The 22,500-nt window shown below is 64.1% G+C and carries 23 protein-coding genes; 16 read left to right on the plus strand and 7 right to left on the minus strand.

Annotation, left to right across the window (positions count from 1 at the left end; genetic code table 11):
- Positions 1–20: 20 nt before the first annotated feature.
- Positions 21–773, plus strand: a complete 753-nt coding sequence (gene recO / locus DNX69_RS01875) for a DNA repair protein RecO (protein WP_110784324.1) — start codon at positions 21–23, stop codon at positions 771–773.
- A gap of 14 nt (positions 774–787) precedes the next feature.
- On the opposite strand, the gene DNX69_RS01880 is transcribed toward recO, so the two are convergent.
- A complete protein-coding gene (locus DNX69_RS01880; RefSeq protein WP_110784325.1) occupies positions 788–1,432 on the minus strand; it encodes a glutathione S-transferase family protein in 645 nt (214 codons plus the stop codon).
- Positions 1,433–1,561: 129 nt separating this feature from the next.
- Between DNX69_RS01880 and DNX69_RS01885 the strand changes: the two genes are divergently transcribed.
- Positions 1,562–2,155 (plus strand): TetR/AcrR family transcriptional regulator, encoded by a 594-nt coding sequence (locus DNX69_RS01885; protein WP_110784326.1) that lies wholly within the window; start codon positions 1,562–1,564, stop codon positions 2,153–2,155.
- A 94-nt stretch (positions 2,156–2,249) separates the two neighbouring features.
- On the opposite strand, the gene DNX69_RS01890 is transcribed toward DNX69_RS01885, so the two are convergent.
- Positions 2,250–3,119 carry an SDR family oxidoreductase gene (locus DNX69_RS01890; RefSeq protein ID WP_110784327.1) on the minus strand — a complete coding sequence of 290 codons (870 nt, stop codon included), beginning with the start codon at positions 3,117–3,119 and terminating at the stop codon, positions 2,250–2,252.
- Between the two features lie 80 nt (positions 3,120–3,199).
- Here DNX69_RS01890 and DNX69_RS01895 point away from each other — a divergent pair, with 80 nt between their 5' ends.
- From DNX69_RS01895 to DNX69_RS01915, 4 genes are all read left to right on the plus strand, one after another.
- The gene (locus tag DNX69_RS01895; protein ID WP_234826814.1) at positions 3,200–3,697 is read left to right on the plus strand and encodes a winged helix-turn-helix transcriptional regulator; all 498 of its coding nucleotides are present in this window, start codon (positions 3,200–3,202) and stop codon (positions 3,695–3,697) included.
- Positions 3,698–3,706: 9 nt separating this feature from the next.
- Complete coding sequence (gene parC, locus DNX69_RS01900) at positions 3,707–5,968, plus strand: DNA topoisomerase IV subunit A (RefSeq protein ID WP_110784328.1); 2,262 nt, start codon at positions 3,707–3,709, stop codon at positions 5,966–5,968.
- A gap of 87 nt (positions 5,969–6,055) precedes the next feature.
- Positions 6,056–7,486 (plus strand): sodium:proton antiporter, encoded by a 1,431-nt coding sequence (locus DNX69_RS01905; RefSeq protein WP_110784356.1) that lies wholly within the window; start codon positions 6,056–6,058, stop codon positions 7,484–7,486.
- Between the two features lie 467 nt (positions 7,487–7,953).
- On the plus strand, positions 7,954–9,327 hold the full coding sequence (locus DNX69_RS01915; RefSeq protein ID WP_110784329.1) for an Nramp family divalent metal transporter: 1,374 nt from the start codon (positions 7,954–7,956) through the stop codon (positions 9,325–9,327).
- 53 nt (positions 9,328–9,380) lie between these two features.
- Here the strand turns inward: DNX69_RS01915 and DNX69_RS01920 are convergent, their stop codons facing one another.
- Complete coding sequence (locus DNX69_RS01920) at positions 9,381–10,205, minus strand: AraC family transcriptional regulator (RefSeq protein ID WP_110784330.1); 825 nt, start codon at positions 10,203–10,205, stop codon at positions 9,381–9,383.
- A gap of 77 nt (positions 10,206–10,282) precedes the next feature.
- On the opposite strand from DNX69_RS01920, the gene DNX69_RS01925 reads away from it, so the two are divergent.
- From DNX69_RS01925 to DNX69_RS01935, 3 genes are read left to right on the plus strand one after another with little or no spacing between them, the layout of a single operon-like run.
- Complete coding sequence (locus tag DNX69_RS01925; RefSeq protein ID WP_110784331.1) at positions 10,283–12,403, plus strand: FUSC family protein; 2,121 nt, start codon at positions 10,283–10,285, stop codon at positions 12,401–12,403.
- A complete protein-coding gene (locus DNX69_RS01930; RefSeq protein ID WP_110784332.1) occupies positions 12,393–12,608 on the plus strand; it encodes a DUF1656 domain-containing protein in 216 nt (71 codons plus the stop codon). Before DNX69_RS01925 ends, DNX69_RS01930 begins: the two co-directional genes overlap by 11 nt.
- Entirely contained in the window at positions 12,605–13,507 is a 903-nt protein-coding gene (locus DNX69_RS01935) for an efflux RND transporter periplasmic adaptor subunit (protein WP_110784333.1), read from the plus strand. Before DNX69_RS01930 ends, DNX69_RS01935 begins: the two co-directional genes overlap by 4 nt.
- A gap of 94 nt (positions 13,508–13,601) precedes the next feature.
- On the opposite strand, the gene DNX69_RS01940 is transcribed toward DNX69_RS01935, so the two are convergent.
- The 3 genes from DNX69_RS01940 to hemB all read right to left on the minus strand — a co-directional run bounded on the left by DNX69_RS01940 (position 13,602) and on the right by hemB (position 16,192).
- Positions 13,602–14,378, minus strand: a complete 777-nt coding sequence (locus DNX69_RS01940) for an arginyltransferase (protein WP_110784334.1) — start codon at positions 14,376–14,378, stop codon at positions 13,602–13,604.
- Positions 14,379–14,446: 68 nt separating this feature from the next.
- A complete protein-coding gene (locus tag DNX69_RS01945) occupies positions 14,447–14,974 on the minus strand; it encodes an RDD family protein (RefSeq protein ID WP_110784335.1) in 528 nt (175 codons plus the stop codon).
- 165 nt (positions 14,975–15,139) lie between these two features.
- Positions 15,140–16,192 carry a porphobilinogen synthase gene (gene hemB / locus DNX69_RS01950; protein WP_110784336.1) on the minus strand — a complete coding sequence of 351 codons (1,053 nt, stop codon included), beginning with the start codon at positions 16,190–16,192 and terminating at the stop codon, positions 15,140–15,142.
- 193 nt (positions 16,193–16,385) lie between these two features.
- On the opposite strand from hemB, the gene DNX69_RS01955 reads away from it, so the two are divergent.
- The 7 genes from DNX69_RS01955 to DNX69_RS01985 all read left to right on the plus strand — a co-directional run bounded on the left by DNX69_RS01955 (position 16,386) and on the right by DNX69_RS01985 (position 21,064).
- Positions 16,386–16,850, plus strand: coding sequence for a DUF6163 family protein (locus tag DNX69_RS01955; protein ID WP_110784337.1), 465 nt, complete (start codon positions 16,386–16,388; stop codon positions 16,848–16,850).
- Between the two features lie 77 nt (positions 16,851–16,927).
- Positions 16,928–18,493, plus strand: coding sequence for an AMP-binding protein (locus DNX69_RS01960; protein WP_110784338.1), 1,566 nt, complete (start codon positions 16,928–16,930; stop codon positions 18,491–18,493).
- Positions 18,494–18,846: 353 nt separating this feature from the next.
- The gene (ldtR, locus tag DNX69_RS01965; RefSeq protein WP_110784339.1) at positions 18,847–19,365 is read left to right on the plus strand and encodes a transcriptional regulator LdtR; all 519 of its coding nucleotides are present in this window, start codon (positions 18,847–18,849) and stop codon (positions 19,363–19,365) included.
- 211 nt (positions 19,366–19,576) lie between these two features.
- Positions 19,577–19,804: a hypothetical protein gene (locus DNX69_RS01970; protein WP_110784340.1), complete on the plus strand. Its 228-nt coding sequence runs from the start codon at positions 19,577–19,579 to the stop codon at positions 19,802–19,804.
- Between the two features lie 15 nt (positions 19,805–19,819).
- Positions 19,820–20,035 carry a hypothetical protein gene (locus DNX69_RS01975; protein WP_110784341.1) on the plus strand — a complete coding sequence of 72 codons (216 nt, stop codon included), beginning with the start codon at positions 19,820–19,822 and terminating at the stop codon, positions 20,033–20,035.
- Positions 20,036–20,053: 18 nt separating this feature from the next.
- The gene (locus tag DNX69_RS01980) at positions 20,054–20,617 is read left to right on the plus strand and encodes a DUF4142 domain-containing protein (protein ID WP_234826815.1); all 564 of its coding nucleotides are present in this window, start codon (positions 20,054–20,056) and stop codon (positions 20,615–20,617) included.
- A gap of 27 nt (positions 20,618–20,644) precedes the next feature.
- Positions 20,645–21,064, plus strand: a complete 420-nt coding sequence (locus tag DNX69_RS01985; protein ID WP_110784343.1) for a group III truncated hemoglobin — start codon at positions 20,645–20,647, stop codon at positions 21,062–21,064.
- A gap of 185 nt (positions 21,065–21,249) precedes the next feature.
- On the opposite strand, the gene yghU is transcribed toward DNX69_RS01985, so the two are convergent.
- Positions 21,250–22,122: a glutathione-dependent disulfide-bond oxidoreductase gene (gene yghU / locus DNX69_RS01990; RefSeq protein ID WP_110784344.1), complete on the minus strand. Its 873-nt coding sequence runs from the start codon at positions 22,120–22,122 to the stop codon at positions 21,250–21,252.
- Positions 22,123–22,500: the final 378 nt, after the last annotated feature.

The raw sequence follows: 22,500 nt of genomic DNA on the forward strand, positions 1-22,500 counted from the left end.
AGATCCGATAGGATCGTCCGATGGAATGGAGCGACGAGGGCATCATTCTCGGAGTGCGACGGCACGGCGAGGCCGGCGCCATCGTCGAACTGCTGACGCGCGGCCACGGCCGCCATCTCGGCATGGTCCGCGGCGCGGCCTCGGCACGGATGCGCCCGCTGCTGCAGCCTGGCAACAGCGTGCTGGCGTCGTGGCGGGCACGGCTCGACGAGCACCTCGGCTACTATCAGTTGGAGGCCACCAAGATGCGCGCGGCGACGCTGCTGGCATCGTCCCATGCGGTGTACGGCGTCACCCATCTCGCGTCGCTGGCGCGGCTGCTGCCTGAGCGCGACCCGCACGAGGAGATCTATCAGCGGCTGATCCTCACCCTGGATGATTTCGACGATCTCGGAATCGCCGCCGCGCATCTGATCCGGTTCGAACTCGCCATTCTGGCCGAGCTCGGCTTCGGGCTCGACCTGTCCGCCTGCGCGGCGACCGGCGCCACCACCGAGCTGGTCTACGTCTCGCCGAAGTCTGGCAGCGCGGTGTCGCGCAGCGCCGGTGAGCCGTGGCGCGACCGACTGCTGCGGCTGCCGCCGTTCCTGCGCGAGGACGAGGCGGAGAGCGGAAGCGGGTGGTCAGGTCAGGATCTGTTCGACGGCTTCGAGCTGACCGGCCGGTTCCTGCTCCGCAACGTGCTGGAGCCGCGCGGGCAGGGGCATTCCGATGCCCGTGCCGGGTTCATCAATGCGGTGACGCGGGCCATGGCGCGGGTGGCCATCCCTTGAGCGTGCGTTGTCGCTCAGGCGTAGCGGGGCAGCCGCTGTCCCGGCAGCAAGTCGTAGGGCGGACGCCAGCCCGGCAGCGCCGCGATCCGGCCGAGCCAAGCATGCACTGCGGGGTGACGCGCAGGAAGGTCGAAGCCGGTCTCGTCGTCGGGAAACGACAGATAAGCCATCATCGAAAAGTCCGCGATCGTCGGTGCGTCGCCGATTGCGAAGGCATGGTCGCGCAGATGCGTGCCGAGGATGGTGAGTGCGTCGTCGATCCGCCTGCGGAAATAGGCCTGAACGTCCTTGTTCGCCGAAGGCATGAAGGTGCGCGAGAAGCGATACGTGGCGCAATAGCTGCTGAGCTTGTGGTTGTCCCAAAACAGCCAGCGCAGCACCTCGAATTTTTCTTCCGCAGTGCCGCCGCCGAACCGGCCGTAACGTTCGGCGAGCTGCAGCAGGATCGGCGCCGTCTGCGTCAGCTTCGCGCCATCCTCTTCGAGCACCGGGATCTCGCCCATCGCATTGACGCGCGCACGCCATTCCGGCGTCCGGGTCACGCCGCTGCCGAAGTCGGTCCAGATCGGCTCGAAGCTCTGCCCGCACAACGTCAGCATCAATGCGAGCTTGTAGCTGTTTCCGGATTCGGGAAAATAGTGCAGGCGATAGGTCGGCATTCGGCCTCCTTGGCGGGGCGGGCCGTGGCACGGTCCCGGCCGGGTGATCGAGAGTGTGGAACACGAGATTCGAAAAACAGAACAAATGTTCTTTAAACAAATCGTTCAGAATCGAACGGCTGTCAATCGATGGATATGACCGAGCCGGAAGCCAATGCGCGTGAGCGCGAGGTGATGGACGCGACGCTGCGCCTGATCGGGCGCGGCGGGCTCAAGGCCGTCACGCATCGCGCCGTCGCGGCCGAGATCGGGATGTCGTTGGGCGCGATCACGCATCGTTACGGCACGCGCGATCTGCTGGTCGAGGCCGCGCTGAATTTCGCCTTGATGCGCGAGGTGGCACGGCTGCGCGCGCTGGCGCTGAAGCTGCAGAGCGATGCGCTCGATCTCGAGGCGTGGATTGACGCGCTGGTCGGCTGGTACGCCAAAGAGCTGGATAGCGAGGCGGAGATTCACGTCGCCTGCTACGAAGCCTTTCTGGCCGCGGCGCGCGACGATCGGTATCAGCCGATCGTCGCCGAATGGCATCAGACCTGGCGGCGCAGCGCCGAGCTGGCGTTGACGGCGGCGGGCTCACGCGTGCCGGAGCTGCACGCCGGGATATTCGTCTCCGCCGTGGTCGGCATCGTTCTGGAGCAGCTCGCATCTCCGCGGCGGAGCTTCAAGAAGGAGATGCGAGCCGCCTTGCTTGAACTGGTGCGCGGCCTGATCGGGAAGCGCTGACGTCATTGCGAGCGAAGCGAAGCAATCCATGGCCACTCACTCGCAGCTGGATTGCTTCGTCGCTTCGCTCCTCACAATGACGGGGTGCTATCTCTCAAGCCCGCAACGCCGCCGCGATCGTCGCCGACAGCGGCGTGGTCGGCCGGCCAATCAGGCCGCCGAGGTCGCCGCTGGCGTCGTTCAGCGCACCCTTGGCGGCCCCGGCATCGGAATCGGCCAGCAACGCGGCGAACGGCTCCGGAAGGCCGGCACCGACCAGTGCCGCCTTGTAGTCGGCTTCCGGCAGGTTCTGGTAGGCCACGGTCTTGCCGCTCTGCCGGCTCAGTTCGGCGGCGAATTCGGCGAGCGTATAGGGAGCGTCGCCGGCCAGTTCGTAGGTGCGGCCAGCCTGCGGTGCGGCCGCGGTCAGCACCTTCACCGCGGCTGCGGCATAGTCGGCCCGCGCCGCCGAAGCGATCCGGCCGTCGCCGGCGCTGCCGAGCATCACGCCGTGCGCGAGTGCCGCCGGGATCGAGGCCGCGTAGTTCTCGGTGTACCAGCCGTTGCGGAGCAGGGCGTGCGGCACGCCGGAGGCTGTCAGCGTGGCCTCGGTCTGGCGATGCTCTTCGGCCAGGCCGAGTGGCGAGGTGTCGGCGTGGAGCAGGCTGGTGTAGGCGAGCAGCTTGACGCCGGCCTGCCGGGCGGCCTCGATCGCGTTGCGATGCTGAGCGGTGCGCTGACCGATTTCGCTCGATGAGATCAGTAGCGCGCGGTCGACACCGGCGAAGGCGGCCGTGAGCGTTTCGGGGCGGCCATAGTCGCCCTTGTGGACGTGCAGACCGCGCGCGGCGAACCCGGCCGCGGCCTTGTCGCTGCGGACCAGGACGCCGATCTCGGCGGGCGCAACGGTCTCGAGCAGACCATCGACGACGAGCCGGCCGAGCTGGCCGTTGGCGCCGGTGACGAGGAAGCGGGAGGCGGACACGGTATCTCCTGGGTGGTTTTGAACTGAGGGCAGGTCTATATTGGAGACCTTCTCGGCCGCTCGTAAGGAGGCAGTTTTTCGTGACCAGGTCACCTGGAGAGAACCTGTCGGTTGCCGCGCAGCGCGCGGCCCTCACCGACCGCTACGCCGCTTGGCGGGCGCAGGGCTTCGATGCCGCGCGCTGCCCGGTGCGCAACGTGCTCGATCATCTGGGCAGCAAATGGAGCGCGTTGCTGCTGATTGCGCTCGCTGAAAAGCCGATGCGATTCAATGCATTGCTTCGCGATGTTCCAGACATTTCGAAGCGGATGCTGACCCAGACGCTGCGCGACCTGGAGCGCGACGGTCTGGTTTCCCGGCAGGTGTTTCCGACCAAGCCACCGAGCGTCGAGTATCGGCTGTCGGCGATGGGCGGGTCCGTGCTCGGGCCGCTGACTGCGCTGGTCGGCTGGGCCGAGCAGCATTTTGCGGACATCGAGCAGGCGCGGGCCCGGTTTGACGGCGAGGGAGCTGGTTTTGCGACCGAGGACGCCCCGACCGACCGGGTTGCGCTTGCTCCTGTCCCGGTCCGGGGATAACCCCTCGCCATGGGAAAACGATTGATTCCGCCGGAGCCGGCCGAGATCCACGAGGTCCAGCTGCGCGAGGCGCTGGAAGAGCGCTATCTCGCTTACGCGCTCTCGACCATCATGCACCGCGCGTTGCCGGACGCGCGCGATGGCCTGAAGCCCGTGCATCGCCGCATTCTGTACGGAATGCGGCTGCTGCGGCTCGACCCCGGCACGCCGTTCAAGAAGTCCGCCAAGATCGTCGGCGACGTGATGGGCTCGTTCCATCCGCACGGCGACCAGTCGATCTACGACGCGCTGGTGCGCCTCGCGCAGGACTTCTCGTCGCGCTATCCGCTGGTCGACGGCCAGGGCAATTTCGGCAACATCGACGGCGACAACCCGGCGGCCTACCGCTACACCGAAGCGCGCATGACCGATGTCGCGCGGCTGTTGCTCGACGGCATCGACGAGGACGGCGTCGCGTTCCGGCCGAACTACGACGGCCAGGCGAAAGAGCCGGTGGTGCTGCCCGGCGGCTTCCCGAACCTGCTCGCCAATGGCGCCCAGGGCATCGCGGTCGGCATGGCCACCGCGATCCCGCCGCACAACGCCGCCGAACTGTGCGACGCCGCGCTGCATCTGATCGAGAAGCCCGACGCCAAGTCGAGGGCGCTGCTGCGCTTCGTCAAGGGACCGGACTTCCCGACCGGCGGCATCATCATCGACTCCAAGGAAAGCATCGCCGAAGCCTACACCACCGGCCGCGGCGCGTTCCGCACCCGCGCCAAGTGGGAGCAGGAAGAGGGCGCGCGCGGCACCTGGAGCGTGGTGGTCACCCAGATCCCGTGGCTGGTACAGAAGTCGCGGCTGATCGAGAAGATTGCCGAGCTGCTCAACGAGAAGAAGCTGCCGCTGGTCGGCGACATCCGCGACGAGTCGGCCGAGGACGTACGCATCGTCATCGAGCCGAAGTCGCGCGGTGTCGATCCGGCGCTGATGATGGAGTCGCTGTTCCGGCTGACCGAGCTGGAGAGCCGGATTCCGCTCAATCTCAACGTGCTGGTGAAGGGGCGGATTCCGAAGGTGCTCGGCCTCGCCGAATGTCTGCGTGAATGGCTCGATCATCTGCGCGACGTGCTGCTGCGCCGCTCGAACCATCGTAAGGCCCAGATCGAGCACCGGCTCGAAGTGCTCGGCGGCTACCTGATCGCGTACCTGAACATCGACGAGGTGATCAGGATCATTCGCACCGAGGACGAGCCCAAGCCGGTGCTGATGAAGACCTTCAATCTCACCGAGATTCAGGCCGAGGCCATCCTCAACATGCGGCTGCGCTCTTTGCGCAAGCTCGAGGAAATGGAGATCCGCACCGAGGACAAGAACCTCCGTGCGGAGCTGAAGGGCATCAACGCGATCCTGAAGTCCGAGACCGAGCAGTGGGCCAAGGTCGGCGAGCAGGTCCGCAAGGTGCGCGAGATGTTCGGACCGAAGACCCCGCTCGGCAAGCGCCGCACCACCTTCGCCGACGCGCCCGAGCATGATCTCGCGGCGATCGAGGAAGCCTTCGTCGAGCGCGAGCCGGTCACGGTGGTGATCTCCGACAAGGGCTGGGTGCGGACGCTGAAGGGCCATGTCGAGGACCTGTCGGGGCTGAACTTCAAGCAGGACGACAAGCTCGGCCAATCGTTCTTCGCCGAGACGACCTCGAAGCTGCTGCTGCTCGCCACCAACGGTCGGTTCTATGCGCTCGACGTCGCCAAGCTGCCCGGCGGCCGCGGTCACGGCGAGCCGATCCGCATGTTCATCGACATGGAGCAGGATGCGGCGATCGTCACCGTGTTCGTCCACACCGGCGGCCGCAAATTCCTGATCGCCAGCCACGACGGTCAGGGCTTCGTGGTGAACGAGGACGAGTGCGTCGGCTCGACCCGCAAGGGCAAGCAGATCCTCAACGTCGATGTCCCCAACGAAGCGCGGGCGCTCACCGTCGTCAGCGAGGGCGACGACAGCGTCGCGGTGATCGGCGACAACCGCAAGATGGTGATCTTCCCGCTCGATCAGGTGCCGGAGATGACCCGGGGCCGCGGCGTGCGGCTGCAGAAATACAAGGACGGCGGGCTGTCGGACATCGCCACCTTCTCGTCCAAGCAGGGCCTGTCCTGGCGCGATTCCGCCGGCCGCGAGTTCAGCGCGACCATGAAGGAGCTCGCCGAATGGCGCGGCAACCGCGCCGATGCCGGCCGGCTGCCGCCCAAAGGCTTCCCGAAGTCGAACAAATTCGGACGCGGCATCGTGTGAGGCCGCGCCTGCCTGCGCGTTATGTCGCAGGCAGGCTGTTCCATTTGGCTTTGCGTCTCGCTCTCCAATCGCCTTGAAGTGGATGCGATGATCGTACGCTCCTTTCGCCGATTTCGCCCGCTGCTCCCTCTGTTGCTCGTCGTGATGCTGCCTGGTCCGGCGCAGGCGGCGGAACTCGATGGCGCCGCGCTCAATTGGATGTGGGGCGTGCCGTTCGCCGGCATTCTGCTGTCGATCGCGCTGGGGCCGCTGCTGTTTCCAAAGATCTGGCACGCCCATTACGGCAAGATCGCCGCATTATGGGGCGTGCTGGCGTTGGCGCCGATCGCCATCGTGTACGGCTGGGACGCCGCACTGGCGTCACTTATCCACGCGCTGCTGGCCGAGTATCTCAGCTTCATCGTGTTGCTGTTTGCGTTGTTTACGGTGTCGGGCGGCATCCTCGTCACCGGCACGATCCGTGCGACGCCTTTGCTCAACACCGGCATGCTTGCGGTCGGCACCGCCTGCGCCAGCCTGATCGGCACCACCGGCGCCGCGATGATCCTGATCCGGCCGCTGATCCGGGCCAATTCAGGTCGGAAGCACAACGTTCATGTCGTGGTGTTCTTCATTATTCTGGTCGCCAATATCGGCGGCGCGCTGTCGCCGCTCGGCGATCCGCCGCTGTTCGTCGGCTTTTTGCGCGGCATCGACTTTTTCTGGCCGGTGCAGCATTTGTGGCAGCAGACCCTGATCGTCTCCGGCGTGCTGCTGGTGATGTTCTATCTGTTCGACCTCTGGTACGCGCGCCACGACCCACCAGCCAAGACCGCCGAGACTCCGATCGGATTTCGTGGCGGCATCAATTTCCTGCTGATCGCCGGAATCATCGCCACCATCCTGGCTTGTGCGCAGTGGCGCCCAGGCATCGAGTTTGACGTTTACGGCACCAAGGTCGCGCTGCAGAATCTGGTGCGTGACGCGATGCTGGTTATGGTAGCGCTGCTGTCGCTGTGGTGGACCGCGGACGAGCACCGCGCCGCCAATGGCTTCACCTGGGAGCCGATCCGCGAGGTTGCGAAGCTGTTCGCCGGGATTTTCGTCGCCATCATTCCGGTGCTGGCGATGCTGCATGCCGGCAAGAGCGGGCTGTTCGCACCATTGCTGGAAGCGGTGACGGCGAGCAACGGCACGCCGCGCGAGGTGCCGTATTTCTGGTTCACCGGGCTGCTGTCGGCGGTGCTCGACAACGCCCCGACCTATCTGGTGTTCTTCGAATTGGCCGGCGGCCGGCCCGCCGAGCTGATGGGGCCGCTCGCCGGCACCCTGGCGGCGATCTCGATGGGGTCGGTGTACATGGGCGCGCTGACCTATGTCGGCAACGCACCGAACTTCATGGTCTATGCGATCGCCACCGAGCGCGGCATCAAGATGCCGGGATTCTTCGGCTACGCGCTGCGGGCCGGCTTGGTGCTGATCCCGCTGTTCCTGCTGCTGACGTTCCTGCCGATCGTGCCGAACCTTCAGCTTCACTGAGGCGGCAACAGGCTATTTGCTTGGTGGCGCCGTGGCTGCTGCTGGGGCAGGTGGCATGCCCGGCGTGTGCTTAGGCTTGAAGGTGCCCACGTAGAACGACACGCCGCCGACCAGCACGACGCAGATCAGGTACACCACATAGGCCTGGGGCGGGGTAGTCGCCCACCGCAGCAGGCCGTCGAATGACATCCGTTCTGGCGCTTGGTTTGACATGGCGGCGTTTTGCGCCATTTGCCGGCGAACGCAAGCAGGAAAATGACGGTGCGTCACACCTGAGCCGGGTCGGAGTTCAACACGAAGCCTGATCAATGACCATCGGCGTCTTTTGTGGCAATCTCGTCCAATGCCCGCGACTCGGCCGGCTGGAGGCTCCTTGACCGCAGAAATCGTCGTCGATCAGTGCTTGGCTGCCTTCTTGCTATTGCAAGCGACTTGCAAGAAGTGTTGCGGGCCTGCAATGTGATGCGATGGATGCAAAAGCGCCGCAGATGACTCCAAATCCAGCGCCGACACCGGAGCAAACCACGGGGTGGCGGCTGTCGCCGGGCGAGCCGTCGCTGGCCGGCATGTTCGGCAGCGTCCCGGTCCGGGCCAAGGGGCCGTTCTGGCGCAAGCTGATCGCATTCCTCGGCCCCGGCTATCTGGTCGCGGTCGGCTACATGGATCCCGGCAACTGGGCGACGTCGCTCGCCGGTGGCTCGAAATACGGCTACGCGCTGCTGACGGTCGCGCTGGTCTCCAACATCATGGCCGTGGTGCTGCAGTCGCTGTGCACGCGGCTCGGCGTCGGTGCGGGCCGGGATCTGGCTCAGGCCTGCCGCGACGCCTATCCGCCCTGGCTGTCGTGGCCGTTGTGGCTGTCGGCCGAGATCGCCATCACCGCGACCGATCTTGCCGAAGTCATCGGTACTGCGATCGGGCTCAATTTGCTGTTCGGCATTCCGCTCGAGATCGGCGTATTGATCACCGCGGCAGACGTGTTCCTGGTGCTGGCGCTGCAGGCGTTCGGCTTCCGCTGGATCGAAGCCTTCGTGGTGGCGCTGCTCGGCGTGATCGCGGCGTGCTTCGCGATCCAGATCGCGATGGCCGACCCGGATTGGGGCGCGGTGATTCGCGGCTTTGCGCCGACCACGCGCGTGCTGACCGAGCCCGGCATGCTGTATCTGGCGCTCGGTATCCTCGGCGCGACGGTCATGCCGCACAATCTCTATCTGCACTCCGGCCTGGTGCAGACGCGCGGCTTCGGTCACAGCCCAAGCGAGAAGCACGAGGCGATCAAGCTCGCCACCTTCGACTCCACGATCGCACTGACCTTCGCGCTGACCATCAATGCTTCGATCCTGATCCTGGCAGCGGCGACCTTCCACCACGCCGGCCAGACCGACGTCGCTGAACTCGACCAGGCGCACGCCTTTCTGGCGCCGCTGCTCGGGTCGACGCTGGCACCGACGCTGTTCGGCATCGCTCTGCTCGCCTGCGGCCTGAACTCGACGATCACCGCGACACTCGCCGGCCAGATCGTGATGGAAGGTTTCATCCAGATCAGGATCAAGCCGTGGCTGCGGCGAATGGTGACACGGCTGATCGCGATCGTTCCGGCGGTCGTCGTCACGATCATCGCCGGCGAGAAGGGGACCGGGCAGCTTCTGATTCTCAGTCAGGTGGTGCTCAGCCTGCAACTCCCCTTTGCCGTTGTGCCGCTGGTGATGTTCACCGCCAGCCGCGCCAAGATGGGCGAGTTCGTTGCGCCGCGCTGGCTCACCGCCTCCGCGTCGGTGATCGCGGCGATCATCATCGTGCTGAACATCAAGCTGGTGTTCGACTACGCGACCGGCGGGTAGCTCGCAGACTTGGGATCCGAGAGCCGGGGGCTGCTGGTCAGGATGGTGCCTGGTCAAACACGCTTTTGTTCGTCCGCTCCCACTTTCGTGGGGGCGTGACGTTGCGCGAAGTACTGCGCAGGCGTGCTTCCCAGCGCCTTCTTGAACATGGTGATGAAGGCGTTCACTGACTCGTAGCCAAGTTCGGCCGCAACATTCTGCACCGCTTCGCCGCTCGCAAGTTCTCGAAGGGCGACGACGAGGTGCAGCTGCTGTCGCCAGCGTCCGAACGTCAGTCCCGTCTCGCGGATCAGCAGCCGCGCCAACGATCTGTCACTCATCGCGAGGCGCTTTGCCCAATCGCTCAAGGTCCTGCGGTCGGACGGTTCGGCTGTCAGAGCATCGGCGATAGCCCGGATCTTCGGATGGCTGGAAATCGGCAGGTTGAACCGCTCGCGCGGCATTTCCGCCAGTTCGTCCAGCAGCACGCGCGCAATTCGGGCCGCGTGGCTATCGGGATGATAGTCCGCTCGCTCCTCGGCCAAGCGCTCGACCATTTCCCGTATCATCGGAGAAATCGAAAGCGTGCAACTGCATTCGGGCAGGTTCGCCGCGTCCGGCTCCACGAAAAGGTAATTGAGCCTAGCATTTGCGGTCGCGCGAGCGCTGTGGGGCACGCCGCCAGGAATCCAGACGCCGCAATTGGGCGGCACAATCCAGATTTCGTTGCCCGTCGTGCAGGTGACGGCACCGTGCAGCGCCAGGATCAACTGACCCTTGCGATGCACATGCAGAGGCACTTCTGCCTCATGCTCCGAAAAGTCGAGTTTATGGGAAACCGCAGGCAGAAGCGTGAGGTCGGGATCAAGAACGGAAACGACAGATTTAGGCCCGCGCATGAGGATGGCCAGATTTAGATATTTTATGTCACGATATCGAATTTATTCGATTTTGCAAATGGTTCACAACTGGCCGCATGAATACGCCGCTACCCGTCTCGATTCCTCCGACCAAGAGCTTTGCAGCAGCGCTGCAGATGGTCCCGAATTTCGCTCGTACGCCCGCGATGCGGGCGGATGCAGATGCGATGCTGTTTTCGGCCAAGAGTTTCGCCGCAGCGATGCTGGCCTATTATATTTCGCTGCGGATCGGTCTGCCCAAGCCATTCTGGGCCATCGTGACGGTCTACATTGTCTCCCAGACCTCTGCAGGAGCCTCACTCAGTCGTGGGGTGTATCGCTTCGCTGGGACGTTCGTCGGCGCAATCGCGACTGTCGCAATCGTTCCGAATTTCGTGAGCGATCCGATCGTGTGCTGCCTGATTCTTGCCGGCTGGATTGGCCGGTGTCTGTTTCTCTCGCTGCTCGATCGCACGCCGCGAGCATATGCCTTCGTGCTGGCTGGCTATACGACGAGCCTGATCGGTTTTCCGAGCGTGCTCGATCCTGCCGCAGTGTTCGACACGGCATCCCTGCGCGTCCAGGAGATTTCAATCGGAATCCTCTGTGCCGTCGTCATCCATCGTTACGTGCTGCCGAAGCCGATGACGGGGCAGTTCACTGGCAAGCTGTCGGCAATGCTACAGGACACCCGCCGGCTTGTGGGAGGTGCACTGACGGGGTCTTCGGAAGAGAACCGCCAAAGGCGCGAGCAGCTTTCTGTCGACCTCCTCATGCTTCAGGGGCTGGCGACACATCTTCCATACGATCCTGCATCTCCAACGCCACGCCGCGAGACGCTGCAACTCATCCATGACCGGCTCGCGCGGCTTCTTCCACTCACGGCCGAAATCGAGGAGCGAGTAGATTTTCTCAACATCGGGCGCGCAGCTCCGGTTGATGAACTGACCGTATTGGTCGCTGATGTCGGGGACTGGGTCGCAGTCAATCAGCCGGACGGTTACCATGCGGAGGCGGCCCGACTGATCGGGCGTGCGAGATTGATCCAGAGGGGGGCGGGCACGGAGGCCGCGATGCCTGGCGACGGGGTGCGTGCCAACCTTGCCGGCCATCTGGCCGAGATGGTTGGCTTGCTGCACGACTGCGGCAAGCTCAGTCAAAACATGGCCGCCAATCGAGTCCGAAAAGCAGCGACGCTTTACGGCCCCGGGCTGGCCAACGGGTACGTCTATCATCGCGATCCATGGATGGCAGCGCGAGCAGCGCTCGGCGCGATGGTCGGCATCCTAAGCGGCTGCGCCTTCTGGATATGGTCGGCGTGGCCGGATGGTGGAATGGCCGTCTCGGTTCTCGGCGTATGCTGCACCTTGTTCGGAAACGTCGACACACCCGTGCCATTCGTCGTGAAGTACATCATCGGCTCGATCTTCGGCGTGCTGATCAGCCTCTTCTACAGCTTCGTCGTCCTGCCCCATGTGACGAGCTTCCCGGTGCTTGTTGCGGTCCTTGCTCCGGCATTCCTGTTTGCCGGCTCTCTCCAAGCGCGAGCGCCGACGACCTTTATGGCGATGGGCATCACTCTCACAATTCCGATCCTTTCGGGGCTGGGCACCAGCTACACGGGCGATTTCGCGGCCTCCCTCAATATGGCGATCGCGCTTTTCGTGTCGGTCGGGTTCGCGACGGTCAGCATGTCGATATTCCAGACCGTGCCGGTCGACGTCGCGATCAATCGGCTGTTTCACCTCAGTCGACGGGACGTCGGTCGCCGTGCTCTGGGCGGCGCACCGAACGAGGCGCGTTGGACGAGCTTGATGATTGACCGAACGGCGCTGCTGTTGCCAAGGCTGCGCGCGGCCGGAAAGGCCTATGCGGACGTGCTTGAAGATACGCTCCGCCTTCTTCGTATCGGCCACGTCGCCGGTCAGCTTCGTAAGATGATCCCGCAGGTCGACGGTGAGGCCCGCACCGCAATAGAAGGTCTTCTTACCGAGGTTGCTGCGCATTTTCGCGGCAGGAAACCGACGACCCCAGACGACCTCATCGATTTCGATCGGCGCATTCAGCGGCTAACGGCGATGATGGAGCATCGCTCACAGAAAAGCCGGCTGCGGATATTTGATCTGTTGATCGACCTGCGTTTTGCGCTCAGCTCGAGTGGAGTAGCAAAGAAAGGGCAACTGGCTCATGATCGTTGATCTGAATATCGGAGGCGTCTTGATCCCCGGTCTCGTGGTGGTTGCGTTCGTCGCGTTGATCGTCACGATCGCGACGATGCGCTTTTGCACCGAGATCGGCGTCGCTCGCCTGTTCGCCTATCGGCCGCTCGCCGAAATTGCCATCTTTGTCATCGTTTGCGGTCTGCTCATGCAGTACCTGCCACTGATCGGACTTTCATTGTGAAACCGCTTCTATCACTGCTCGGTCAATATGCTCTGACGCTTGGCGTCTTCGTTGCATCCGGCTTCGTCGCCCTGCAGGCTTGGAGCCACTACGAGCGAACGCCCTGGACTCGCGACGGAAGAGTCAGCGTGGATGTGGTCCAGATCGCGCCAGAAGTCTCGGGGACGATTCGCACCGTGCCGATAGCCGATAATCAGCATGTGAAGCGTGGCGACGTTCTCTACGAAATCGACCCGGAGCGGCTTCGGCTGGCCGTGGCGCTGGCAGAGGCTGACGTCGAGGCGAAATATCAGGATATGCTGGTGCGGCAAGCCACAGCTCAGCGAAAGCAGCAACTCAAACTCAAAGACGTGGTCTCACAGGAAGCGCTGCAGCAATCGAGCGGCGCTGCGGCCATGGCCATGGCGGCCTATCAGGCGGCGGTGGCGACACGCGATCTGGCCAAACTCAATCTTGCGCGCTCCGTCATTCGCTCCCCAGTCGAAGGGTATGTCACCAATTTGAAGCTACGGCCCGGCGACTATGCGACCGCTGGCGTGACAAATGTCGCAATCCTCGACGGGTCGAATTTCTGGATCACCGGCTACTTTGAAGAGACGAAACTTCAGCAAATCCGGGTTGGTGCCGCGGCGCGTGTCAAGCTGATGGGCTTCGATCAACCGGTGATCGGCCATGTCGAGAGCATCGGTCGCGGCATTGAGAACAGCAACGAAACACCTGGTCGTTTCGGTCTGCCCAATGTGGCGGCGACGTTCTCCTGGGTGCGTCTTGCCCAGCGCATCCCGGTCCGTATCCATCTCGATCGCGTGCCTTCCGGTGTCGAGCTGGCCGCGGGCATGACAGCAACGGTCGAAATTAGTCCTGCAGACGTCGAAGGCAATACCGGGCAGAGGTCCTGAATGCGAGGCTGCCACTCTTGCCGTCTCGTTGGCTCACCCTGGGCGCGCGGAGATGGAGCAAGAAACTGGACGCCGGTCGAGCGGGAGACCGCAGCTAATCCTGAGGCTCGGGCTGCATCTCGCCGGAAGCGTCGATTCGCAGCCAGCCGCTCGGCGCCAGCCGCTGTTGGGGAAGATAGCGGCCCTTGTAGTCCATCTTCTTGGAACCTTCGATCCAGTAGCCGAGATAGACGTAGGGCAGGCCGAGACGCCGCGCCCGGGCGATGTGGTCGAGGATCATGAAAGTGCCGAGCGAGCGGTGCTGCTCGTTCGGCTCGTAGAACGAGTACACCATCGACAACCCGTCGCCGAGCACGTCGGTCAGTGCTGCCGCGATCAGGTCGCCGCCGCGGCCGGTGATGCCGGTGTCGGGCGTGCGCTTGCGATACTCGATCAGCCGGGTCTGGACGTGGCTGTCCTCGACCATCATCGCGTAGTCCAGCACCGTCATGTCGGCCATGCCGCCATGGCGATGGCGCTGGTCGAGATAGGCGCGAAAGACGGAATATTGCTCGGAGGTCGGCACCGGAGTGCGCTGTTCGCCAACGATGTCGGCATTGCGGGCCAGCAGCTTGCGCTGGTTGCGCGACGGCTTGAACTCGTTGGCGATCACCCGCACCGAGACGCAGGCGCGGCACTGGTCGCAAGCCGGACGGTAGGCGATCGACTGGCTGCGGCGGAACCCGCCATGGGTCAGCAGGTCGTTGAGCTCGCCGGCCTTGTTGCCGACCAGGTGGGTGAAGACCTTTCGCTCGTGCCGGCCCGGCAGATATGGGCAAGGCGAGGGCGCCGTCAGATAGAATTGCGGTGTGTCGCGCGAGTGCTGGGTCACGTCGGGTCGTCGGCCTCCAACGTACCCAGCATCGCCTTCCGTCCGCCGCCGGTCAATTGCTTTCGCCCTTAGTAGGAGCGAGCCGGCTGCGAGGCGGGCACCGTGCTGTTGATAATCACAGTTCCGAGCACGATATCGTGGACCAGCCGGCGGCGAGAATTAAACAGCCCGACCAGCAGCACCAGCGGCGTCAACATCGACAGCGACAGCCAGAACAGGAAAGCGTGGGCGGCGCCGAGCACGAAGTAGCCGGGCTCGCCGGTCCAGGTGGTCAGCTCGAGGCCCATGGTCCGCATGCCGATCGTGGCCGAATGCGGCCCGCCCAGCGAGGCGCCGTAATACACCAGCGCCCAGATCACCGATAGCGGCGACACTAGCCAGAACAGCGTCCAGCCGATGCCGAGCGTCACCAGCCCGAACATCGCGATGAACACCGTCACCACCAAGACCGGTACGGTGAGCACGACGAGATCAATCAAGAACGCGAACACACGCTTGGTCAGCACGCCCTGAAACAGCTCCGGATTGAGCCAGGGATCGAACGCCGCGGGCCGGACCTCGCCGCCGCGCCAGCCACTCCCGCCATAGTCAGCCATTAGCCTGCTCCCCGTTACACGCTCCCGAACCGGAGCGATCGTCCGGCTCGACATGGCGACGGTTCGGCGGCCTTGCAAGGCTGCCGCGACATTACAAGCTGTCCATCGCCCCGCCAGAGAGCAGGCGAATCACCCAGGCGGAGCGAGGCGGGAATTGCCGCAGACTCAGCCTTGCTGCCGCAGCTTCTCGGCCGCCGCCGGGGCGAAGTAGGTGAGCACGCCGTTGGCGCCGGCGCGCTTGAAGGCGAGCAGGCTTTCCAGCATTGCCCGGTCGCCGTCGAGCCAGCCGTTGTTGGCGGCGGCGGCAATCATCGCGTACTCGCCCGACACCTGATAGGCGAAGGTCGGAACCCCGAAGGTGTCCTTCACGCGGCGAACGATGTCGAGATAGGGCATGCCCGGCTTGACCATCACCATGTCGGCGCCCTCGGCGAGATCGAGCTCGACCTCGCGGATCGCCTCGTCGGTGTTGGCCGGGTCCATCTGATAGGTGCGCTTGTCGCCGGTCAGCGCCTTGGCAGAGCCGATCGCGTCGCGGAACGGGCCGTAGAAGGCGGACGCGTACTTGGCCGCGTAGGCCATGATCTGAACGTCGAGGTGGCCGGCGGCATCCAGCGCCTCGCGGATCGCGCCGATCCGACCGTCCATCATGTCCGACGGGGCGATCACGTCGCAGCCGGCCTCGGCCTGCACCAGCGATTGCTGCACCAGCACCGCGACGGTCTCGTCGTTCAGGATGCGGCCGTCCTCGATCAGGCCGTCATGGCCGTGGCTGGTGTAGGGATCGAGCGCCACGTCGCACAGCACGCCGATCTGGGGGAATTCCTTCTTGATCGCGCGGACGGTCTTGCACACCAAGTTCTCCGGATTGGAGGCTTCGGTGCCGAGTTCGTCGCGCAGCGACGGTTCGGTGAACGGGAACAGCGCGATGCAGGGGATGTCCAGTTTGGCGGCGCGCTCGGCATCGCGGACGATCTGGTCGACGCTGAGTCGTTCGACGCCCGGCATCGAGGCGACTTGCACGCGCTGATTGGTACCGTCGATCACGAACATCGGCCAGATCAGATCGTCGGTGGTGAGGACGTTCTCGCGCACCAGACGGCGGGCCCACTCGGTCTTGCGGTTGCGGCGCGGACGGATCGTGAGATCGAGCGGGGGAGCGGCGGGCCGGGTCGCGGGGTCGCGAATCTCGATGGGACGGCCGAACTTGATCGCCATGGTGCCAACTCTCCCTGCAGGCTCTGCTGTGTTCGTGGAAAGTAACATTTTGGCACCCCCGCGTCACGACGCTGTTGATTTGGCGCAATCAGAAAGTTCCTGGACGATCACAGCCGATTGATTTTGCTGGCCCGCCGGGCCAAGACTCGCCTGAAGACCGCACCGCACCACCACCGACCGGTAGCCGAGCCGCATGTCCGAACTTGCACCACGCGAACAACCGCCGAGAGACCAGGCGATTTCGGTCGCGGCGATTTCGCCGGAGCGGCCGGACAACCACGACAACGACTGGACGCGCCGTCTGGTGCTGTTCCTGCGGGTGATGGCTGTTCTGTCGGTCGTCAAAGGCCTCTACCATTGGGCGCAGATCACCGGCTTCGTCGGCGGTGAGGACGATGCGTTCGAGGTCCAGACCATGGCTTGGCAAACCGCAACCGTCTATTTTGCCGTGATCGAACTGGTCGCCGCCGTCGGATTGTGGCTGGCCACACCCTGGGGCGCTGTCGTCTGGCTCACCACCGTGGTGTCGATGGCGGTGATCGACCTGATGTTCCCGGCGATCTACGGCGGCAGCCTTCTCGTCGTGCTCGGCGAAGCGGTGCTGCTGACCGCCTATCTGGCGCTCGCCTGGATGGCCGCCCGCGAACGCCCGCCATAGGCTTGCCGCGAGCGCCTCCGCATCACGCAAGGCGGCGCCTCAGCAACGACAATCAACAACACATAAGGGGAGACACCATGGACCAGCTTCATTCCGGCGGCACAGGCGGTAGCCTGATCGTCAATGCGATCGCGCGCTACGGCGATCGGCCGGCGATCGCCGATGGCAGCATCCGCTGGAGCTATCGCGAACTCGGCGAGGCGATTGGCCGTTTCATCACGCTGTTTCGCGACTGCGGCCTCGCCAAAGGCAGCGCGCTGTCGATCCTGTCGTCGAACCGCGCTGAATCCTGGGCCGCGATCTGCGCCGCCACCGTGATGGGGATGCGCTACACGCCGCTGCATCCGATGGCGGCCGAGGACGACCACGCCTTTATCATCGAGGACGCCGAGATCGACGCGCTGATCGTCGAAGGCGGCAAGTTTGCCGCGCGTGGCGAGGCCATCCGCGACCGCGTGCCTGGGCCGAAGCATCTGTTGTCGTTCGGCGCTGTGAGCGGAGCCCGCGATCTGCTCGACGGCTTCGCGGCGGTGCAGCCGGCGCCGCTGGTCGACGACAGCGCGACCTCCGAGATCGCGTGGCTGGCTTACACCGGCGGCACCACGGGGCGTTCGAAGGGCGTGATGATCCCGCATCGTGCACTGACCACGATGGCGGTGATCCTGTATTCTGATTGGGACTGGCCCGCCGACATCCGCTATCTCGCCGCCACGCCGATCAGCCACGCTGCAGGTGTCACGGTGTATCCGGTGATGATGCGCGGTGGCTTTACGCGCCTGGTGCAGGGCTTCGAAGTCGAGTCGTATTGCCGCGTCATCGCCGAGGACAAGATCACTGCGGTGTTCCTGGTACCGACGCTGATCTATGCGCTGATCGACGCGCCGCAGGTGAGGGCGCGTCACGATCTGTCGTCGCTCGACATGATCGTCTACGGCGCCGCGCCGATGTCGCCGGATCGCTTGCGCGAAGGCATCAAGATCTTCGGCAATATCTTCGTGCAGCTCTACGGCCAGACCGAAGCGCCGCAATGCATCACCACGATGCGCAAGGTCGACCACGACGATTCCAAGCCCGGCCGTCTCGGCAGTTGCGGACGGCCGAGCCCGCTGCTCGACGTCAGGCTGTTCGACTCCGAGATGCGCGAAGTCGGTCCCGGCGAACCCGGCGAGATCTGCGTGCGCGGCACGCTGGTGATGGACGGCTATTGGAAGCGGCCTGAAGCGACCGCAGAGGCGTTCCGCGGCGGCTGGCTGCACACCGGCGACGTCGCGGTGCAGGACGCCGACGGCTATCTCTACATCGTCGACCGCACCAAGGACATGATCATCTCCGGCGGCTTCAATATCTATCCGCGCGAGGTCGAGGACGCGTTGATGGCGCATCATGCCGTCGCCTCGGCTGCCGTGATCGGCGTGCCCGACGACAAATGGGGTGAGGCTGTGAAAGCTTTCGTGGTGCTGAAGCCCGGCGCCAACAACGACGCCGCCGAACTTCAGGCGCATGTGAAAGAGAAGCGCGGCGCGCCGTGGTCGCCGAAGACCATCGACTTCATCGACGCGATCCCGGTCACCGGTCTCGGCAAAATCGATCGCAAGGTGCTGCGTGCACCATATTGGGAAGGCCGCAACCGCGGCGTCGCGTAAACGAGCTTCCGGCATTTCATCGAAAGGCGGTCCGGATAGGGTTGTGAAGACCTTAACCGGATCGCGCAGCGCGCGGCCGATCCGTTACGCAGATCTTTCAAATTCGAACGAAGCTGTCTTCAAATGCGACACGGGGATCCGGAAAAGCCTTGAATCTGCGCCGATCCGTGAATCAAACGTTGCAAAAAGCCATTGATTTGCAGGCTTAATGCGCGATTCACTGTCTTAAATTCATGATCTCTTTATCGTCTTATTTAAGCTGATGTTCAAAGCGGCCCCTTAAGGTCAGCCTATCAGACGAGGCAGAAGTTTCGTCGAATAAGTCGATCAAAAAAGACGACAGGGGAAGTGTCATGATCAAAGCAGTCGCCACGGCGGCGGAAGCCTCCGCACCCGCAGCAGCAGCCAACACGCCGGTCCAGCCGCTCTACCTCGAAGCTCTCACTCTGGTGGAGCGGCTGCACCGCCGGTTGCTCGACGTTATCAAGGACGAGTTCGATCGCCGCGGCCGCGCTGATATCAACTCGGTGCAGGCGCTGTTGCTCTACAACATCGGCGACAAGGAGCTGACCGCCGGCGAGCTGCGCACGCGTGGTTACTATCTCGGTTCCAACGTCTCCTACAATCTGAAGAAGCTGGTCGAACTCGGCTTCCTCGATCATCAGCGCTCGCGCGTCGATCGCCGCTCGGTGCGGATCCGCCTGACCCAGCAGGGCCAGGAAGTCCGCCACATCGTCGAGGCGCTGTACCAGAAGCACGTCAGGACGGTCGAGCAGGTCGGCGGCATCTCCAGCGAGGAGTTCGCCACCCTCAACAAGTCGCTGCACCGCCTCGAGCGGTTCTGGACCGACCAGATTCTGTATCGGCTGTAAGGCCGCCGCGATACGCGCCAACGCAGGCCGGCACCCGCCGAGCCGCTGCTCGCAGAAGCAGGCCCGCGCGCTGTCAGTCTCCAGACCTGTCGTCCTCGGCCTCCCACCAGGGGAGGCCGATTTGTTTTTGCGGTGCAGAATTCTGCGGGGCGGGAAGGGAACCAAAGCTGGAATTGGGGCTTAATACCGTGCCGACCGTTGGAGAAGGGCAATGCTAATCGAGCGAGGGCTTCGGGTGATGAACGTGGACAAGATCGGAAAGGCCTACGATATCGCGGCGGATTATCTTCGCCGCACCGGCTCGATTCCTGACACCACGGCGACCCACGACGCTCTGCTGGAATTGATCGTGCAGATGTTTCAGCGCGGCGAAACCCATCCGATTCGGCTAGCCAACAAGGCGATCTCGTATTTCGAATCCGCGAAGATCGCTGCCTGACGAGAAGGGGACAAAATGCAACGCGCAATCGATCGCGTGATACAGACCTATGGTTTGCTGACCAGCAAGGAAGCGGCCGAAAATTCAAAGCCGAAGGTCGAAAGCTATATTCGTAAGCTGGTCGAGGCCGGCGAGACCGACGACAACCGGCTAACGGTTTGCGGGCTCGTCTACCTGCGGGAACTTGACGGCAGCAATGATCCGGTGAAAGCTGGCTACACGGGGATGTAGCGCGGCAGAGAACGGATGATGATGCGGCTGATCGCGGGACTGGTTGCGATCTTGCCGGCTATCGTCATCATGACCGGCGTGATTGCCAGCGCGGAGACCCCGCGCAAGCACTCGTTGATCGAATGGCTCGGCATCAAGCAGGCGTTCGGCTGGCCGCCGAACGCGGCGGACGTGCTGCGCTATTTGCACCAGTTCAATCTGTTTCAAGTGTATGTCGCCGGTCTGGTGGATTCGCGCGGCGACGATGCGTTGCGGCAATTCGCCTTGAACCAGGCGCGGCTCGCCCGCGAGCGCGACCAGCAGGTGTTCAAGCTCAACACTTTTACGCTGCTGTCGATCGAGTTTCCCAATCAGCCCAACGCCGTCGTCAGCAACGATATCGCCGGGCTGCGCGGCGCGGTCGGCCAGCGCTTCGTCGAAGGCTTTCGGCACAAGCAGATCGAGATGTTCCGCAACACCATCGACGTGATGCGGCGCTATCTGCTGCACCCCAACAACGAGCAGATCCGGCGGTTCACCGCCGAGCAATTGCCGCTGTTCGAGCGCGATCTGGAAGCGCTGGAATCGGGCGAGGTGAGCTGAGCCGCGGCGCTTGAGCGCTGCACTCGCATGGCTTACATCGGGGCCATGAGCATCGCCCATCCGGACATCATCACCGACGAGCAGATCGCGCATCTGGTGTGCACCTTCTACGGGCGCGCCCGCACCGACGAGGTCATCGGACCGATCTTCGACCGCGCCGTGCACGATTGGGATCACCACATCGCGCAGATCACCGATTTCTGGTCGTCGATGCTGCTGAAGACCGGGCGCTACAGCGGCCGGCCGATGCGGCCGCATCTGGTGCTGAAGTTGGCACCGGAGCATTTCGACCGCTGGCTGAAGCTGTTCGAAGCCACTGCGACCGAGCTGTTCGCCCCGGAGCTGGCGGCCGAATTCATCATCCGCGCCCGCCGCATCGCCGACAGTTTCGAGATGGGCATTGCGACCACGCAAGGCAAGGTCGCGACGCCGCGGCACAGCGTGTAGTTCGGCGCGGCCCCCAACTTCCGGCGTCATTCCGGGGCGCTCACGTCAGTGAGCGAACCCGGAATCCCGCGGTGCAGGGCGAAGGGCCGCAATGCAGGACATCTCGAGATTCCGGGTTCGCGAACTGCGTTCGCGCCCCGGAATGACGTCTGGGAGGGAGCGGGCGCTGACGCCCGCTTGGCCGCTTACTTTGCCTCGAGCTTGTCGTGCGTCTTGGTCTCGAAATCGCCGGCGTCGTGGCGTTCGTGGAGTTGACTCGACGGATCGCCGCTGACGCGGTTGACGATGCGGCCGCGTTTCACCGCGGGGCGGGCGCCGATCTGTTTGGTCCAGCGCTGGACGTTCTTGTAGCTCGCAACGTCCAGGAAGGTCGCGCTGTCGCCGTACAGCGCGCCGTTGGCTAGGCCGCCGTACCACGGCCACACCGCGATGTCGGCGATCGAATACTCACTGCCGGCCAGATATTCGGTCTCGGCCAGCCGGCGGTCGAGCACGTCCATCTGCCGCTTCACCTCCATGGCGAAGCGGTTGATCGGGTACTCCCACTTCTCCGGCGCGTAGGCATAGAAATGGCCGAAGCCGCCGCCGAGATACGGCGCCGAGCCCATCTGCCAGAACAGCCAGTTCAGGCATTCGGTGCGGCCGGCCAGGTCCTTCGGGATGAAGTCGCCGAACTTCTCGGCGAGATACAGCAGAATCGAGCCGGATTCGAACACGCGCTGCGGCGGGTTCACCGAGCGGTCGAGCAGCGCTGGGATCTTGGAGTTCGGATTGACCCCGACGAAACCGGACGAGAACTGGTCGCCGTCGCCGATCTTGATCAGCCAGGCGTCGTATTCGGCACCCGTGTGGCCGCGCGCCAGCAGCTCCTCCAGCAGGATCGTGACCTTCTGGCCGTTCGGGGTGGCCAGCGAGTAGAGTTGCAGCGGATGCTGGCCGACCGGCAGTTCCTTGTCGTGGGTGGGGCCGGCGATCGGCCGGTTGATCGACGCGAATTTGCCGCCGTTCTCCTTGTCCCAGGTCCAGACTTTGGGCGGCGTGTAGGGGGCGTCGGTCATGCAAGGCTCCGGATTGGGGTTCGGATTGTGGTTGGGTGGGACTGCAGAGATTGGCGAGGCGCGCGCCCAATGCAAGGGGCGCCGGCCATCCTGTATGGAGCCATGCGGCCACGTTCTCGCGGGGCGCCGAGCCCGAGCGGTGGACCGGTCGCCATCACGGCGAGGAGCGGGGGCGCCGTTCCGAAATCTGTCAACCGGATTTGCGGGCGCGGCGTGCAATTGATGCGGTGGCCGTCACCGCTCTGCGCTACAACGCGCCACCACGATGCAAAGGGCGACGACATGGACAAGAAGGCGATGCGCGAAGAGGCCGAACGGCTGATGCGCGAGGCGATGGCGACCCGCAACGTCACGGTCAAACAGGGCGACACCGTGATC

It is taken from the genome of Rhodopseudomonas palustris (assembly GCF_003226555.1).
Taxonomy (GTDB): domain Bacteria; phylum Pseudomonadota; class Alphaproteobacteria; order Rhizobiales; family Xanthobacteraceae; genus Rhodopseudomonas; species Rhodopseudomonas palustris_I.

What these genes read in the sequence shown, in the direction of transcription:
- recO (WP_110784324.1), top strand. Translation starts at nt 21, where the DNA reads ATGGAATGGAGCGACGAGGGCATCATTCTCGGAGTGCGACGGCACGGC.
- DNX69_RS01880 (WP_110784325.1), bottom strand. Translation starts at nt 1,432, where the DNA reads ATGCCGACCTATCGCCTGCACTATTTTCCCGAATCCGGAAACAGCTAC.
- DNX69_RS01885 (WP_110784326.1), top strand. Translation starts at nt 1,562, where the DNA reads ATGGATATGACCGAGCCGGAAGCCAATGCGCGTGAGCGCGAGGTGATG.
- parC (WP_110784328.1), top strand. Translation starts at nt 3,707, where the DNA reads ATGGGAAAACGATTGATTCCGCCGGAGCCGGCCGAGATCCACGAGGTC.
- DNX69_RS01905 (WP_110784356.1), top strand. Translation starts at nt 6,056, where the DNA reads ATGATCGTACGCTCCTTTCGCCGATTTCGCCCGCTGCTCCCTCTGTTG.
- DNX69_RS01915 (WP_110784329.1), top strand. Translation starts at nt 7,954, where the DNA reads ATGGATGCAAAAGCGCCGCAGATGACTCCAAATCCAGCGCCGACACCG.
- DNX69_RS01920 (WP_110784330.1), bottom strand. Translation starts at nt 10,205, where the DNA reads ATGCGCGGGCCTAAATCTGTCGTTTCCGTTCTTGATCCCGACCTCACG.
- DNX69_RS01925 (WP_110784331.1), top strand. Translation starts at nt 10,283, where the DNA reads ATGAATACGCCGCTACCCGTCTCGATTCCTCCGACCAAGAGCTTTGCA.
- DNX69_RS01930 (WP_110784332.1), top strand. Translation starts at nt 12,393, where the DNA reads ATGATCGTTGATCTGAATATCGGAGGCGTCTTGATCCCCGGTCTCGTG.
- DNX69_RS01945 (WP_110784335.1), bottom strand. Translation starts at nt 14,974, where the DNA reads ATGGCTGACTATGGCGGGAGTGGCTGGCGCGGCGGCGAGGTCCGGCCC.
- hemB (WP_110784336.1), bottom strand. Translation starts at nt 16,192, where the DNA reads ATGGCGATCAAGTTCGGCCGTCCCATCGAGATTCGCGACCCCGCGACC.
- DNX69_RS01955 (WP_110784337.1), top strand. Translation starts at nt 16,386, where the DNA reads ATGTCCGAACTTGCACCACGCGAACAACCGCCGAGAGACCAGGCGATT.
- DNX69_RS01960 (WP_110784338.1), top strand. Translation starts at nt 16,928, where the DNA reads ATGGACCAGCTTCATTCCGGCGGCACAGGCGGTAGCCTGATCGTCAAT.
- ldtR (WP_110784339.1), top strand. Translation starts at nt 18,847, where the DNA reads ATGATCAAAGCAGTCGCCACGGCGGCGGAAGCCTCCGCACCCGCAGCA.
- DNX69_RS01970 (WP_110784340.1), top strand. Translation starts at nt 19,577, where the DNA reads ATGCTAATCGAGCGAGGGCTTCGGGTGATGAACGTGGACAAGATCGGA.
- DNX69_RS01975 (WP_110784341.1), top strand. Translation starts at nt 19,820, where the DNA reads ATGCAACGCGCAATCGATCGCGTGATACAGACCTATGGTTTGCTGACC.
- DNX69_RS01980 (WP_234826815.1), top strand. Translation starts at nt 20,054, where the DNA reads ATGATGCGGCTGATCGCGGGACTGGTTGCGATCTTGCCGGCTATCGTC.
- DNX69_RS01985 (WP_110784343.1), top strand. Translation starts at nt 20,645, where the DNA reads ATGGCTTACATCGGGGCCATGAGCATCGCCCATCCGGACATCATCACC.
- yghU (WP_110784344.1), bottom strand. Translation starts at nt 22,122, where the DNA reads ATGACCGACGCCCCCTACACGCCGCCCAAAGTCTGGACCTGGGACAAG.